Origin of the sequence: Mesorhizobium sp. M0019 (assembly GCF_040323975.1) — a bacterium.
Lineage (GTDB): Bacteria > Pseudomonadota > Alphaproteobacteria > Rhizobiales > Rhizobiaceae > Mesorhizobium.
Window position 1 is genome coordinate 1 of the sequence record NZ_JAMYVK010000049.1, and the last position, 16,227, is coordinate 16,227.

8 protein-coding genes are annotated in these 16,227 nt (G+C 58.2%); 1 reads left to right on the top strand and 7 read right to left on the bottom strand.

Features of this window, described 5'->3' with window-relative positions; genetic code table 11:
- Window positions 1-891, top strand: an 891-nt coding sequence (locus NKK47_RS27510) for an SIR2 family protein (RefSeq protein ID WP_352578958.1), incomplete at its 5' end; no start/stop codon positions are given.
- Window positions 892-1,098: 207 nt separating this feature from the next.
- Here NKK47_RS27510 and NKK47_RS27515 read toward each other — a convergent pair.
- From NKK47_RS27515 to NKK47_RS27545, 7 genes are read right to left on the bottom strand one after another with little or no spacing between them, the layout of a single operon-like run.
- Window positions 1,099-1,944 (bottom strand): phosphoadenosine phosphosulfate reductase domain-containing protein, encoded by an 846-nt coding sequence (locus NKK47_RS27515; protein WP_352578959.1) that lies wholly within the window; start codon window positions 1,942-1,944, stop codon window positions 1,099-1,101.
- Window positions 1,941-5,273, bottom strand: a complete 3,333-nt coding sequence (locus NKK47_RS27520; protein ID WP_352578960.1) for a hypothetical protein — start codon at window positions 5,271-5,273, stop codon at window positions 1,941-1,943. The genes NKK47_RS27515 and NKK47_RS27520 overlap by 4 nt, the downstream gene beginning before the upstream one ends.
- Window positions 5,270-6,199: a DUF4007 family protein gene (locus tag NKK47_RS27525; protein ID WP_352578961.1), complete on the bottom strand. Its 930-nt coding sequence runs from the start codon at window positions 6,197-6,199 to the stop codon at window positions 5,270-5,272. The genes NKK47_RS27520 and NKK47_RS27525 overlap by 4 nt, the downstream gene beginning before the upstream one ends.
- A gap of 39 nt (window positions 6,200-6,238) precedes the next feature.
- A complete protein-coding gene (locus NKK47_RS27530) occupies window positions 6,239-7,381 on the bottom strand; it encodes a cysteine desulfurase family protein (protein ID WP_352578962.1) in 1,143 nt (380 codons plus the stop codon).
- A gap of 27 nt (window positions 7,382-7,408) precedes the next feature.
- Window positions 7,409-12,808 carry an FtsK/SpoIIIE domain-containing protein gene (locus tag NKK47_RS27535; protein WP_352578963.1) on the bottom strand — a complete coding sequence of 1,800 codons (5,400 nt, stop codon included), beginning with the start codon at window positions 12,806-12,808 and terminating at the stop codon, window positions 7,409-7,411.
- A complete protein-coding gene (locus NKK47_RS27540) occupies window positions 12,805-14,349 on the bottom strand; it encodes a methylation-associated defense system protein MAD7 family protein (RefSeq protein ID WP_352578964.1) in 1,545 nt (514 codons plus the stop codon). Before NKK47_RS27540 ends, NKK47_RS27535 begins: the two co-directional genes overlap by 4 nt.
- 2 nt (window positions 14,350-14,351) lie before the next feature.
- Window positions 14,352-16,220: a hypothetical protein gene (locus tag NKK47_RS27545; protein WP_352578965.1), complete on the bottom strand. Its 1,869-nt coding sequence runs from the start codon at window positions 16,218-16,220 to the stop codon at window positions 14,352-14,354.
- Window positions 16,221-16,227: the final 7 nt, after the last annotated feature.

The window sequence follows — 16,227 nt, forward strand, 5'->3', positions numbered from 1 at the left end:
TCCGCCGTACAAGTGCCTCGACCGCCGATCGGATCGGCGGGCTGCAGCTTATGTCAAAGGCCATTGTCAGCAATCATGAGAGTGGAGCGACAAGAAAGGATCAATCTCAACCCGCAGTGGCAACGCGGCCCGGCTTGGAAGACTCCGAGGCAAGTTCTCCTCATAGACTCGATCCTTCGCGGAATGGACATTCCGAAAGTATATCTGCGCGCGCGTGCGGGCGACGTAGTATACAGTCACGATGCGGTCGATGGTCAGCAACGGTTGCGCGCCATTTGGCAATTCCGTCGTGGGGATCTTAAATTGGATTATTTCGAACCCCTACCTGATATAGGCGGCCATCCAATCGCCGGCCTGACATATGCTCAGTTGCATGTGGATTTACGCAAGCGATTCGACGATTTTCAGGTGAGCGAGCGTGCCTACCGAACCAAGGTCGATGACGATGTATCGGTACTCACCTACAAGGATGAGGGTGAATTACAGCGTCGACTGTTCAATCACGAGTTTTTCATACTGAAAGCGCACGGAGACGCTCAAAGAGCGGGTAATGGCATAATCCTGACGGAACGCGATTACCGGGAAATCCTCTACAGACAACGGGCATATCAACACTTGCTGACGGCCATGTTCTCGATGTTCTCTGTCGTGTTTATAGGCGCATCCATGAATGACTCCGAGATGCGCCTACTACTAAACTATATTGCAGATGCATTCCCACAAGACTCTGGGCCCAACCATTACGCGGTGGTAGTGCAAGAGGAAATCACATCAGTGGAACAGGAGCGATGGTTTAAGGATTTGAAGGTCCAGCTGATTCCGGTGAGCAAAGCCGACCATTATGCGGAACTGACCGAGTTTCTCATCACGCTAAAGGCTGCGACGGTCTAACTGTGACGAGAAGTCCACGATGTTGTAGAGCGCGTCCCACAAGGCGAAGGCCTCGTCATGATTGAGTATCTCTGATTGCGATTAGGATGTCCGAAAAACGGAGACCGTTTACGTATGCCTACTGGAGGTCGGAACAATGAATAACTACTCGGGCGTTAGTGTAGTTGAGCAAACCTTGCTGGGCGTTCCTCCAGTGCGTCCAAAAGCTCATTTGTGACAAATAACGCACCCGGCCGAGGCCTCGTCGATGCCGTAGACATCATCGATCGTTACAGGCCGGTTGCCGGCAAGCGGATTAGTGCGCCGCCGAGATAGTAGGCGCGCCCGACGATCCTCGAACTCGTCCTCAATCGCCTTCACGCGAATTGGGTCACTAAGCTCATCAAGCCCCTCTCCCTGACTCCAAGTAAACGGAGACCCATGGTCCTTGGCGGTCTTCTCGTATTCCTTGGCATCCTCAAACGCGTCCGGATGCTCCCGCATCAACCGTACCCACTCGATCTTCTGCTGGAAAAAGCAAAACGTGCAGCCTGATCGTGTCCTCCATCGATAATATTCCGGCTCGCCGATACCGGCGCCGTCCAAGATTTCGATTACACCCGCACGATTTACCTTGTCGTCGCGAAGGGGGAAGTGAACGGTCATATTGCCGTTGGTTGCCTTGTAGCCTTCACGATTGGGCTCGTCGGCGCGGATGGCTACATAGGAATGGATTGCCACGCCGCTCTCGAGATCATCCTTCAGCCAGAGTTCTAACGGACGAAGCTTGAGTTGCCGAGTGCACCAACGTGTTCGCGGAGATGGAAGGAAATGGTTGTATTCTTTTAGCCAGAAGTCGAAGTCTCGATCCGGGTTGAGCCGAAGGATAGGCTTACCCAGAAATCCCTCGAGGCGATCGAGGAAGGAATAGACCTCTTTTAACTCCTTACCGGTGTCGGTGAAGAAGTACTCCAAGTCGACTTCGGGACGAGTTTGGCGCATATGGACAGCGAGGGCGGCGCTGTCGCGACCGCCGGAAACGCCGAGAATATGACGTTCGCGCACAATAGTCATGCGTGCTCCAATTCCTTTGAGGCCGAAAGCCGCTCGACGACCCGGGCAAGTGCGGCTAGCTCGATCGTGGCTCGTACCCCATGGCCGCGAAGACGTGTAAGAAGGTCTTCGGCGATGCCATCGGCCTCCGCCAGTTCCAGATCGGTGACCTCGAAGGAATGGAAGTGCGGACGCTCCTTAGGATCGAGCCCAACCACGACCGAAATTGCCTGAGCCGTCGGCGCCCGGCCCTTAACGCTGGCAAAGCTCTCTGCTTCGCGGAACCGCCGCGCGAGTTTTGCCAACTCGAATGTCGCCTGTTCCTGCTCACGATCGGACCAATTCCGAGGGGGCTTATGGACGAGCAAACTCGCCAGACCCTCGATATCTCCCCCGCTGTTCTCGAACGCACCGACTCGCATGATGAATGCGTCGAGCCGTAAGTCAGCGGTTACGCCCGACGCGGTGACCGCACGCGAACCCACGCCTTCGAAAGTGTCCACCTTTACGCCCAACAGTTCGGCCAACTCGCAGCGCAGCCGGTACAACATCGCCGGGTACGCCATCTCCGATTGTAGCAGTGCGCTGGTGACCGTCACTGCCGGGTCAATCTCACCATGGAGCGCAGCTGCGAGATCGGAAAATAGCAGTGCTTCCGGATCGCTGGCTTTCAGCACTATATCTCGGACCTTGCGGACATTCACGTCCAGGCTGACTGTGCGCTGAGACCAGAGCGGCAGCTCGTGGAATCGCTGATAGAGCGACGAAGCCACTGGCAAGGCGATCGCCTCGACCGGCGACCCGTCCCGAGAGAGGAGCGAAGCGAGTTGTTGAACAAAAGCTTGGTCGCGCTTCGAGCGCGAGACCCTGCGGAGTTCGATGGCCGCAGGATCCTGAAGCATGCGATCGACGAAGACGTCATTGAGCTCAGCCTGATATAAGCCGGCGTCGTAGACGGCCACAGTCGACCGGTTCGCGAGCAAGAACGCAAGGACAAGCAGCGGCATCACGCCTCGCTTGATACCGAAAGGGCGTCGGTTCCAGGTATCATAGAGATCTGCCAAAACGATTTTCCGGCTGCCAGACAGTAATTTCCAGGCGGGCCGCAGGCTCTTACCAGCAGCCGTCTCGTCGGGATCGCTGAATCTCCATGCGCCTTTGTCGTCTTGCCGGTGCAGACCGGCCGGTCGCAACACTGTCAAGTACAGTCCGCGTTCGGCCGGATAGTTCACCATGGCCAGATCCTCGATATCCGGCTTCCTAACCATCGCGTACGCCAAGGCTCGCAGGCCCGCCATGGCACTCGTCGAAGGTTTGTCTCGATAGAGCAGTTCCGATTGAATAATGGGCGCGTCCGTGAAGGCGTTGCTGGAAAGGGTAGAGGCGATGACAGTCAGAGGTCGTCCATCCAGCGCTCTCTCGCGCTTCCCCATCAACCACCAGCTAGCCGTCGAGAACGCTTCGAGCAATTCGCGACGAACCGCATCAGTGATATGAGCGCGTCGCGCAGACAGTTCTCTCCGTGCGATGCGATCACCCTCGAGCTGAGGATGCGATGCCTCGACGCGGTCGATTGCGTAGAGGTCACTGGCGTGTTCGCGCAAAAGGAAGACACTCTTCGCAACTGCGACAGATGCGAGAACGCCGGCACCTTCCAGTTCCTCACCGAGCGCCTTGGCCGCAATATCTGGTTTCGCGTCGAAGCTGCGTGCGTCGGGCAATAGCAAGACTAGTACACCCGACGAGCGACGTTTCGCCTTGGCGAGACGGGCGGCGATCAGCTTCGCCCAGGGCTTGGGGTTCTGCGGGACATCTTCGCCAAATTGGAGCACGACATCGAATACCCGCAGAGCGCCAGTCTCGAAGTAGTGTCGTTTTGCCGCGATAGGGCCAACGCCAAGCCTAGATGGCAGATCGGCCAACACGTCGGGGTCGAGCTTCTGCGTGACCTTCCCCATCGCCTCATCGAGATCGAAATCACTGCCGGCGAATAGCGCGTAACCACCCAGTCGCGGCTGCCGTATCAATATAGCGCGGCTAACCAGCTCACGCAGGGCCGCTTCAACGGCGCTGCCGTCGACCCCCGGAACGCAAAGCGCCAGGACATCGTCGGCAACGGCAAGCCCAGAGCCGTTTTTGAAAAGCTCGATAATGGCCGCAGCCTTCGTCAGCTTAGCTTCCAGCACCCCGCGCATCGCGGCCCGCTCCACCGCCTCGATCGCGAGCGTCATGCGGCTCCCGTCCGGCCCGACCGCCAGCGCGGACCCGAAGTTAGCGACAAGATAGTCCCAGAGTTGATCGGGACCAAACCAGGCGTCGGAGCCGACTTCGACCTCCGCCAAGTGCGCTTGAAAACCGAATGGCTCGGCGGAAGACAGGAAACCGAAGACACTGCGCTCGTTCTGGGCAAAGCGTTGTCGTGACACCGGACCCAAGAGAAGAGCGGTCATGGGGTGCAAGGGCCAGGCGCGAGACAATACATCGCTGAGCGCTTGGACATCGACGGGTCGGCGCTGGCTCACTGCCTTCGCGGTCGCTTGCGCAAGATCGACTGCCGATGGTGGGCGGTTTTCGACGACGATTGCGCGCGCCAACAAGGCTGCGACTTCGTCGGCTTGGGCAACGAACGACACGTTTTGGAAGCGCCCCTGGATCTTGGCCCACTCGTCGCGCGCGTTGCGGTTCAATCGTCCGGCGTACTGCTCGAATGATTGGTGCAGGATGCCGACGATAACTAGCTTGCCGTTCGAGCGTGCGCACCGTTCGGCCAAATCTTGCAGGATGTGGACATCTCCGCCATCCCCCATCGCGTGCTCGAGGAACTTGCCCATCTCATCGACGATGATAAGGAGCCCGCTGCGGGAGCGGCCATGCGCTTCGAGTTCGTCGATTAAAACGCGGTCGTCAATCTCTGCCGCCTCGCGCCGGGACGCCGTCCAGTCGAACGCCTGCGCCGCGGCATCGGTCAATGCCTTTGATAGACTTGTCCGACGTCCAGTTAGTGCTAGCACGTGCCAGGCGCCGTTGCTTTTCGGAAATGCCGCAGCGAACTTGTCTGCCAGATCGGGGCCAACGATCTCCTGCGCCAGCGCTTTCTGCTTCTTGGAGCCGGCCACCAGGTTCGCCACAAGCAGGGCGGCGCAGGATTTGCCCCCGCCATATGGGCCCGTCCAAGTAAATGAGAACTGCCTTCCCTCGTCGATTCCGGCCAGCATGGTTTCAAGCGATTTGCGCACGCTCGCTTGGAGGATGTAGCCCGTCAGCGGCGGCGTGCCGTTTAGGTCGGAATCTACGCGCGCGGAGAGCGCGAAACGCCGCTCTACGTGGACGACCTCCGAGAGCCTGGTCATGCAGCCTCCGCGCAGTTGTAACTCAAGCGGATCAGGTCCAATTCGTTCACGCATCCCAGTTGGGTCGTCAGCGCGACCTGCCGCAGGCCTGCTGTGTCAGTCCATTGGATGGCGCCATCTGTGATCTCGGCAACGAGCATAAGCCGGGCCACGAGGCTATCCTCGTCGAGTTTGAAGATGCGGCCGGGCGATCCCACGCCATAGCAGGCCTGCTCAACCGATAGCGTGGGTGATTGCGGATGCCAACGCGACCAGAAGCGCTTGAGAACCACGGCGAAGACGCCATCTGATAAGGAATGCTTTGGCCCGCGAACGAATTCCAGCTGCCCGGTTGAACGAACCTCGCGCAACAAACCAAGTTCGGCGAGGAGCGGCTCGGAAGCGTCTTCGCCCGTATCGCTGTTCCGCGACACGTAGCTGCGCACGAAGACTTCAACGTCGCGCTTTATCGTGTCGATCGTCGCACGTCCGGAGCGAGCACGGACCACTTCGGCTACCGCCTCGGTCAGATCCTCACGCGAGAAGGATGCCTGATTGAGCAGATTGAAGGCATAGAAGAACGTCGTCGCAACCTCGGGTGCTCCGACGAGGTGGGAATGGATAAGCCAAAGAGTCGAGTCGTTTTCGAGATAGGGATCGAGCCCTCCCTTTTCGCCGAATATCATGTCGCCGAACTTGGTCGGCAGCATCAAGGTCTCTCCGTCAGATATGACGCCCGCTGCCAATGCCCAATGACGCATGGCCAAGGCCATGTTCTTGCCGACTCCGAACCGGGCTATTGCATGTTGTTCCTGAAATGTTCTACGATCGGCACCGCCATTGGCTACCACATCATACGCCTTCTTCAGCCATAACAGCCGAAGCGGGAAAGTTTCGTGACCGGCAAAGCGTAGCGGCACCGCAGGATCTGCGAGATCGTTCTTCATAGCAGAACCCTACTGGAGACTGCCGCCAGCAGGCAAGTGTTATTCGTGCAGAACGTTCGCCAAGACTCGCGCAGCGATCTCAATCTCAGCAATCGTATTGTAGCGTGAGCAGAAAATTCTCAAAGTTTCTGCTGCTTCCTCAGAAGTAATAGACATCGATGTCAAGACATGTGATGAATTTATCTGTCCACTCGTGCAGGCCGATCCTTCGGAAATTGAGACCTTATCTCCTATCTTCCCGATAACCGAGACGGCATCTGCTCCCGGAAACCTCATGCTAAGGCTCCCGGGAGCTCGCAACTGCTCGGGAACATTGAGGAAGTACTTAACTTGCAAACCGTCCAATTCTTGCAACAGGCGTTCAGCCAGCATCGCGCTGTGACGGGAATCTTGCTCTAGGAGCTTGCGGCCGAGTCTCGCAGCGGCGCCGAAGCCAACCACCAGCGGTGTGGGCACGGTGCCCGGGCGCAGGCCGCCTTCTTGGGTGCCGCCGAATAGGATCGGGCTCGGCCGATATTGAGCGGCAGCTGAGACGAACAGGGCGCCGATTCCCATCGGGCCATAGACTTTGTGGGAGGAAAAGCTCGCGAAATCAAACTCGCTTGCGTCGAACGGGATTTTCCCCAGCGCTTGAGCCGCGTCTACGTGAAACATCGCACCCGAAGTCCTGGCGATGGTTGCAACTTCTTGTAGCGGCTGGATCGAGCCCACCTCGTTGTTGACGGCCATGACAGAAACGAGGAGCGTTCTTTCGGAAACGAGTTCTCTCAGCGCGGTCAGATCGACAACGCCCGTCCGCAAGACTGGCGCGATTACAATGTTAAAGCCTCGCGTGGACAGCGATGCCGCCGCCGCCAGCACGCTTTTGTGCTCGATCGCAGACACGACGATTTCATTCCGCGCATCACCGGCCACCAAAGCAGTTTCAGCCACACCTCGAATGGCAAGATTGTTGGCCTCCGTCGCTCCAGAGGTGAAGACGATCTCTTGGGAGTCTGCACCGACAAGCTCGGCCACGGATCGGCGGGCCTCTTCAGTAGTTTGAGCGGCCAACATGCCGCGCAGATGCGGCGAATGAGGATTGCCCGCCTGCCTGTGCCACCAAGGCGCCATGGCTTCGAAGGCCTCAGGCGCTAGAGGCGTCGTGGAATGTCCGTCAAGATAGATCGATGTGGGCGTCATGCGCTTGTTTTTCGTTGCGGGGTCACTCTAGCGACTGCCGTCGAGGCTCGTAAGAAAGTCTTTGTCGCCCGTGGCGATTGCGTCGACGGCTAGTTCAATGTCCTCGTCGGACAAGAAAGGGGCCTGTGCGAACACTACACTGGGCTCACCGCTCAAGCGCGCCGCAAGGTGGCCCAAACCCAGTAGCTGCTCGGCGCCTTTCACACCGAGAGCAATTTCCGATGTACCAATACTGGCAACTTTGAGAATGAGCCGATTGCCCAGATTGTCTCTAAGTTGCATGGGCATGACGTTTGCGTCAGGTCGCTGCGCAGCGAATACAAGATGAATTCCGGCCGCTCGTGCTTTTACTCCTAAACGGGATACGTTCGCGGTCACCGCAGCCTTATAGTCCTCGGTAAGCATCCACTCAGCAAACTCATCGTGGATCAAAAACATCATAGGCAGTCGATCTTTTGCTGACGCTTTCACGTTGAACGACCGAATATCCCGGGCACCGTGAGCGCGAAAGAGTTCGTACCGACGCTCCATTTCCGCGACAAGAGCTTCCATCACCGCCACCGCACGATCTTGTTCGACCACTACACCCCCCTGCACATGAGGCAGACGCTCGACAGCGGCATAGTCAACGCCCATCTTGGGGTCGATGAGGTAGATTTGTGCTAGGGCGCTTGGATTGGTCGCGGCAATGTCCAGAATGATCGCTTGGATTAACACCGATTTGCCACTTCCGGTCGCTCCAGCCACCAAAGTGTGAGGCTCGTGCGGCTGCCCCCCACCGAAAGCCCCACCGAGGTTCAGGTACAGGATCTCGCCATCAAGTTCCCGCAGGCCCAGGACTATGGACGTGTTCACGCCGGCAGTATTGCGGTTTGTAGCTCGCCGCGACCAGACGTCCCAAAGAGAAACGATCTGCCGCTGTGGCCGTGCGACGCCGACGACGATCTCACCTGGTAGCGGTGACACAGAAATCAACCTCAAGCCGTGCGTCGTCAGCAGCGCTGACTGCCGGGCCTCGATGTCTTCGACGCGGAGGCGGTCGGTCCCGGTGAAGCGGATCAGGGCAGCATTTGGTGTCAGCCGTGTGTTGGTAATCTTTGCCTGTAAATTGTAGCCAAGCAGAGCAGTCCGGAGCTTCTGGGCTGTGGTCTCTAACCATGCTTGTTCATCGACCGAGTCGGCCCGTGCTTGATGCGCTCTTGCCCGGACCAGCGCTGCGAACCCGACCTCCGGCGATGGCACGACCCGGATCGGAGCTCCTTCAACGCTTGCGGCCTCGGGCGCGCTCGTAGTATCCGATGCTGATCGTGAGGGTTCGAGTGGCATCGTAGGTTTGCCGACTAAGGGCGCGATAGTGTTGTCGTCTGACACCACCGTCGTTGCATCGCTTCCGGTCCTATCAGTGTTACCGGATTGGTCTCGCGAAGCAGGACTTTGAGAGGCGAGCCCAGACCCGTTGTCTGCTTTCGAGATCGGGCTTGTCCAATTCACCCGTGGTGCTGGTGATCTGAAATCCGCCGTGTCCCAAGGATGAAGCTCTCCAAGTAAACTGCGGACGCCCTTAAGCGGGACACGCGCGTCGTAAGCCTTGATTAGCTGCCGCAGTCCCTCTCGGGTGTAGAGTTCTTGCAGGCCATTGCTGATTTCCGGCAGGGCTTCCTGCTCACCAGGCTGCGCATTTGCGTCGGCCGGGCCTGAGATAAAGACATGAGAATAGCCACGAAGGTCAATCCGAACGCTGCCGCGGCGAATACCATCCCTGACTTGCTCAAGCGCCGCCGATTTGCCGAGCGCGGTTGTACCGTCCAAAAGCAAATCCGCAAGCCTCGATAGCCAAAGGTCTCGATCAAGCCGCCCGGGGTCTCCAAACAATGCGTCGTCAATGCGCTGGACTGTGTGGCGCAGCTGCTGTTTGGACTTGCGGCTGGCTTCTGCGGCGCCGGCAGTTTCCACATACTTGGCTTCCGTGACGACAGCCCGAAGCTGCGCTGCACCATCCGGGCCGCCGGTTACGCTCAGAGCCAAGATGTCGGCGATGCCTTCTTCACGCTGGCCGAGCCATTCGGCGTAGTCGTCGAGAAGGAACCAGGCAATTGTCGCGTCGCCACCCAACTCCTCGGCAACAAGCGCGCGACTCAATACCAGACCGATCAGTTCACCCGCCGACACGCCACGCTTTGCTGCTCGCAACACGATGTCGCCGGATATTTCGGCTGCCTCGTCGATCATGCGACGGGCTAGGTCGGATAATCGATCATCTGCAATGCCTAGGTTCAACTCGGTCAGGCGCCTACGGACAAGGACGTGAAGGATCCGTAGTTCGGAAGTTGACGACACGACCATGTTGCGGCCATGCGTACGCTGCCTACGATAACGAATGACCTTGATGCCTTGAGCCGCCAGTTGGCGCTTATCCAGCAGGTCGTCATAAGTCGCGACCCATTCAGCGAGACCATGGACCTCGTCGAACATTGACTTCAGACCGTGGTCCTGGAACGAGATTTGGCGCGCCGGGAGATAGTGCTCCCCTTCGGGATGAGACTGACGACGAACGACGCCCGCGACCGCGTCGACGTAGGCCCACCCCACAGAGGGCTGGCGCGGACAGGCGAGATAGCTTGTCGCCTTCAACTCGTCTTCCGCCGTAACTCGACGGTAGGACCAACGAGCTGGCACGTGATCTAGCAAAGAAGGTTCGGCGGCACCCGGTGCGATTGCGAACCAGGCTTCCTTTGCCTGCCGTGACACGACGTCGTGCATGAATGCGACATCGACGTTGCGATACTCTGTCGAACTGGAGCCCACCCCCCCGTCCAGCATCACGCCGATACGGAGTTTTGACATAAAATTCCGAGACGTTTCGCTAACGACGACAGCGTCGGGATCACTTTCGGACCGCTCCAACAATTCGCTGTAGACGCGGCTAAGCTTCGGACGGTCTCGATGACGAACGAGCACGTTGCAGTGCACTTCCTCTTGGTCTTGGACCGACCCAAGAGCGTTGATGGTGGCAAGGGGCAAGCCTGCGGCGTCGCAGTTGTAGAGCATGATGCTCAAGTTCGATCGTTCGTGCGGCTGCAGATCCAGATATCGCTCGATCAAGGTTCGGATTTGGCGAGCCGCCTCGGAAGGGTCTACATCTGTCGCCGCTTCGGACGGATCGCGAACCGGACGCTCCATGAGACTGTAATCATTGACGGTGGTTGTCTCTGCCAGAAGAACAGGCTCTGAGCCGGCGTAGCCGACAGCGATTTCCGGATAATAAGGATGCGTCAACTCGGAGCGGAGATCCGCGAAAAACAACCGAGAGTCGCCGAAATTAACCTCGTTCGCCGTTAGAAGATGCGCCGTCAAGCCGGCAAGAGATCGCATCTTCACTGCCGTCGCGGCCAATCGAAGCGGATGCCACGGCGCGATAAGGGCAGATGGCGCAGCCCCCGATATCTCGACACAACCCAAGGCTAGAACCGGTTCCCACAGATCTCGACGGCTGATATCGCCTGCCGCGTGCAGTGTCAGTTGTCGAAGCAGAGCGCCATAGTCCTCGGCTTGCGAGAGCAGGGCCGGCGACCCCACGCCTTGATTTCTCCAAGCCACAATCGCCTCACCGTAGCTTTCCGAGAAGCGGCGCCAAGCGTCGACGATCGCAGCACCGCCGGCGACTGATATCCGACCGGTATCGACCGCAGCTTTCAATAGCTTTGGAAACGCCTTGCCGACGTCCTCGCCAACGTTGGCACGCGGAACCAAGGAGCCGGAATCTTGACCGAAGGCCGGCTGCAAGGTGGCCACGTCGCTCAACGAAACGGATTGGAGCGCGCCCTTTCGGCTGACGGGAAGCCGGGCCACTTGGGTTCGAACGAACGGTCGCTTAGCCAAGCGGTCCAAGTCATCGGGCAATTCCAAACCGATGGCGTCCGGCTGCGAGGTCCAGATCAGTTGCACCATTGTTCGCTCGGCGGAGGCGCCGCTGCCGGCGGTGAGTGCTATGTCGAACTTAATCTGTAAGCTCTGACGAGAAACCGAGTCGTTGCGGCGATATTTCTTGAGCTTCGACGCCTTCTCAAGCAGCGCCTCATATTCAAAAAGGTGAGAGGTTTCCCACGTGACTCGATCACCCATGAGTGTATTCAAGCCCTTGTAGCGAAGTGCAAACGCCCGCCCCACGTCGGCGTTTAGGTCGAGCCACTGTGAACGGCTCTTCCTCGCAGTACGGATTTCCAACTCTCGGCGAACGCCAGGGTTGGTTGTTTGACCAAACAGTCGCTCGATTGCGCGCAGCAGGCCCTCCAGAAAGTCTGTACATTCGATAGGTCGGCCGTAGATGAACCGTTCCCACTTTGCGCGCAGAGCACGCGCTGAGGCGAAGTCCTCAAGGTGACTCTCAAAAAATTCGCGATCGTCGTCACGCGGCTCTTTGAGAGAGCGTTCCCGAAGCACCTGAAGATAGGTGCGATCAGCCTCGCTGAGCCGGTCGGGCTTTTCGTATTCGAAAAACTGCGAAGTTTCCTCCGGCAGCTTCGTCTTCTTTAGTCGAAGGCCCGAGAACAGCTGAAGGATGTTATCCGCTTCCCACTCATACTCAGCCAGATCGGCGACTTCGGGTCCCCAACCCGGTGGGGCGACAATGAACGCCTCGACGGCGGGATGGGCTTCTGCCGTGACCTCGTCGCGCACGACGTCGAACAATGAGCGAAGCTCATCGGTTTCGATGATTTGACGCGATGGGCGTTGCTTGGCCAGAAGGGGCTTGCGGTCGGAGACAAGTTTCTCAAAGAGCTTTTTCCACCGCGATGGCTGATCCTGATCTTTGGTGCGCAGGGTCAAAAAGTATCCCGAGTCCCGCGGGAGCTGCAGCGCCGGCAGGGCCCAGCCTAACGCCGCTGGCACCGCCATCGAATGATCCTCGATGCATGTCCGCGTGAGCTCGACATAATGACTGACTTGGTGAAGGGTCCAGTCTTCCGCAGCAGTCAGGCCGCGCAACGCGGCCTCCCAGGCGCGCAGTTGCTCATCAGGTAGACCGAGCCCATGAGCTGCCGGGCCGACCCAAAACGCTGGGTTCTCCGACAATTGCTTGGCGCCGATCAGAGTCACGTCCTGTAAAGAGGCGCCTTGGTCGTCGTCGGTATTGGCAATGAGCAACGCAGGTCGATCGCACTCTGCGTGACGCAGGGCTACTGTCCTCTCGTCAGTCACCACAGATTCCGGGAGGTCTTGTCCGGCAACGAGTGATCGAGGCACCACAATCCTCATCCGGGATTCGGTCGCATGGTCTTGCAGCAGCGCCCTCACGATCGCGGCAACTTGAGGTCCGGTCAGGCGGTCGAGCATGAAACGAGCGATGCCATCCCCGTCAGACACAACTGATAGCCGTTCGGCTAGTGACGCCGCTCCTGCGGCGCCGATCAGATCAAATGCATTCACGCGACTTCATCCCTCTGAAAGGGGTTTTCGACATAGGCGCAAGAGTCTGACAGGCGCTTCAGCAGGCCAAGACTAGCCAGTCGCTCCTCTAGTCGCCGCGCGTTGTCAGAAAAATCCTCTTGATCGGCGTCGCCTCGGTCGATGAAGAGCCGGGCCTGCTGGTCGCCGATGATCAAGCCATAGCGCTGGTGCAGTTCAACTAGGAAGTCCTTAAACTCGATCCGACGGTCCACACAGCAGACTACGAGGGTCTTGAGGAGTCGGTCGGTGGGCGCATAGCGCACGCGACGACTCGAACGCCGCGACGACAAGCCTATGAGACGTGCCCAAGTGGCGTGCACTTTTCCGACATGCTGTTTATGTCGCACGAAGGCCTTCTCCACGAGCCGGTCCATCAGCTCTTGAGGCGCCCCCCTCAACTCATCAGCATCGTCGGCATCGGGCCAATCGAATGCCCGCTGCAGAATTTCAGCTGCGTTTAAAGATGGCTCGTCCGACTCCAGCGCCGAGCGCCACTCTTCAGTGTGCTCGGTCGCACGCAGATAGTGCTCCAACGCCTGTTCCGGCTTGGCGTTATTAGTCTGGAACGAGTCGGCAGACAGGTCTCGGACGACAGATTTCTTCGGCGAGACGATTTCACAGACCATGGATATTGGCAGTGCACCAAGAACCTCCCGAGAGCGGTCCAGCTGGTAGAGTATCAAGTTCAGCCCCGTGATCGCCACCAGATGCGGGATAGCATCATAGGCCGGGATCGGACGGCCTAGTATCGCCAACCAGTCATCAGCCAAGCGGTCGAAAATGGGGTGCGTCGAACAAGGCAAGTAGGCGCCGCCACGGTCTTGCCGGGCGTATTGAGTATCGGCCTGCAGGGCCTTCACGAGCCTCTCGTAAGGTGTGGACGCGTCCAAGAATCTGCTGACTAGACGCTCGCGCAACTCGGCGGAGCGCCGGCTTCTACAAAGCATAAGATAGAGAATTTCACCGGTTCGAGCGAAAAACCGGCGATCGGTCGCAACGTTGCCCTGTGCACTGACATTCACGTCCTCATAGAGTGCGCTTGCGCCGAACGGGAAGACAAATTTCGAGCTCCACCGCTTGTTGCTTCCCCCTTCAATGGCCGAACTTTGAAGGAAGCTCACGACAGAGGCAAAGTCTTGGAATCGGTCGAACCTTTCGCGCAGGTAGCTAAAATCCGTGTCATCGAGACCGCCGGCGCTCAGAGCCATCTTCTCAAGCCAGAGTTTCCACGCAGCGTCATCAGACAGGTCGGCCGCGAGGACTGTCACGATATGGGGGTTATTGAAGATCAGGTTTCGCAATCGAAGCTGAGTCTGCGGTCGATATGCTAGGGTGTTCAGGCCCGCCTCTTCGAGAGCCCGCCCCTCGACGTTTTCGGCTTGTAAGACACCGAGGAATTCCAGAAACGTAAGCCATGGCGATTGCTCGTCGTGGAGTCTGTGTCCCCAAATAGCTTCATCGACCCAGATCGCCGGGCCGTTGCGATCCTCGTAGCCAACCGGCCTAGCCAACACTTCCATGGCTATGCCCTCACCGTTACGCGACGTGTTGACGCGCGGCCGTCTGCACTGAGCTCAATGAATCGAAGGACAAGTTCGCCACCGATCGGTGCAGCCTCATCGTTGACGATCCGGCGCCGTTCCGTCGCGCTTAGCAGGCGTGCTTTGAACGCCAAAAGATCCTCGTGACACTCCAGTGAAAAGCTGCTTGGGAGAGCCCCTTCCGATACCCGGCCTAGGAATTCAAACCGGGTGGCCGACAGGGCGAGATTAATGGGGCCGGGGTCGTCGCCTCGGGAAACACGTACGGACAAGCCCACGCCGCCGCGCCCGTCGGCAATCAAGGTGATCTCTTCACCACCTTGTTTCGGCACCGAGATCAGCTCATCCAGCAACGGACTTGTCTTCGATTGGGAATGACTTCCCGAGGTGGCCAACACAAGCTCGTCCTGATTCAGAACCAGCATTCCGGTGAAGATCCTGTTTAGACCGCGCATAATCATGGGCATGACCGTACGCGGAGGCGACTGGTTGTTTGCCAGGCGCTTCGCAACGTCCAAGTAAAGCCCTGCGTATCGAAAAATGGTCAGATCCCAAAGCTCGTAGTCCGTTGAATCGGAGTCCGGGAGAGTGAAGAAAAGTCGTTGCCGTTGCGTCCGGAGCAACGCCAGAAAGTTTCCTTTGGCGTTGGCATCCTCTCCCTCAAGGTAGGCGCGTTGCGCATTGGCGTACGCTGTCGTGCCCCCATAGATGTTGTCGCAAAGGACTAGGTCACGATAGGGTACAGCAAGTGTGGGGTCATCGGCCCCATAGACTAACAGGTTATCCACCTCGTTGCTGGTCTCGGCGCCGATACCGAAGAGGTTCAGCTTTCGGAACAGCTCCGTCTTTTCAGCGCGGCTAGGTTTAAGGTTTTCCCCGAATACGTTCCGGTAAACGCTCGCCCTGTTCATCGAGCCCCGCGCGATGATGTCTGGGACATCGGCACAAGACATCAGACCATCCCTCGCATTCGGGTGGCCTAGGAGAATGTTTGCGACCAGCGCAAGGAGCTGGCGCACGGGGAAATGACCGCCGTTATGTTCGCTGATTTCGATGAGGTCGGTAAGACGGCGCCGAAAGAGGCCGCCGTCCAACTCACCGGTGAGCCTGGCGCGGTTCTCGCGAATCGGGCAAGCTGCATGGCCCTCGTTGTTCGCTGGACAAGTCCCACAATGGTCCCAGCCTTCATGCTCGGTCATCGCTTTGATGACATCACCGATCATTGCGGCGGCAGGGGCCCGGCTGAGGTCGCTCAAACCGAGATGGACATTGGTATCCGGATTGAAGCCCGTGACCAGCAACTCCTCGACGGCGCGATTGAACGCTTGCATCGCAGCCGAATCCGGCGCTGCCTTTAATTTCTCAAGAAGCTGTCCGTGATTGGCGGCGACCAAATAGAGACGCGGTGCGTCCTCATGGGTGAGGTCTTGGGCCATCTGTTCGAGTAGTGTAGCGCTCTCGTCATCTCTGAGCTCGCTCAAGTCTTTGACTATGATGACCTGCCGGTCGCCAAGGGCCAGTCTCTGCACCTTCTCGCCGACGTTCCAGTTGTCCTCCGAGCCACCGAGAGCCCGCCAAACCTCGCGGCAATGATACGTTTTTCCATCGCCGGCGGTCCCCGTCAAGATTTCAGAGCGCGGAGCGGCAGAAGCAAAATTGGCCATTAGTTGGTCCAAAAACTGCGCCGGTAAAACAAGCGGTTTGATCTTATGACGGGACAATGCACGTTGAATGGTTTCGTCGTACATATTGTCGTTAGTCGGGATTGGCCCATAATTTCTGATAAACCGGACCCAGCTATTCATCGACATGTTTTTAAAGTTGTCCCCATCCAACTCGCTCATCGCCAACTAAACC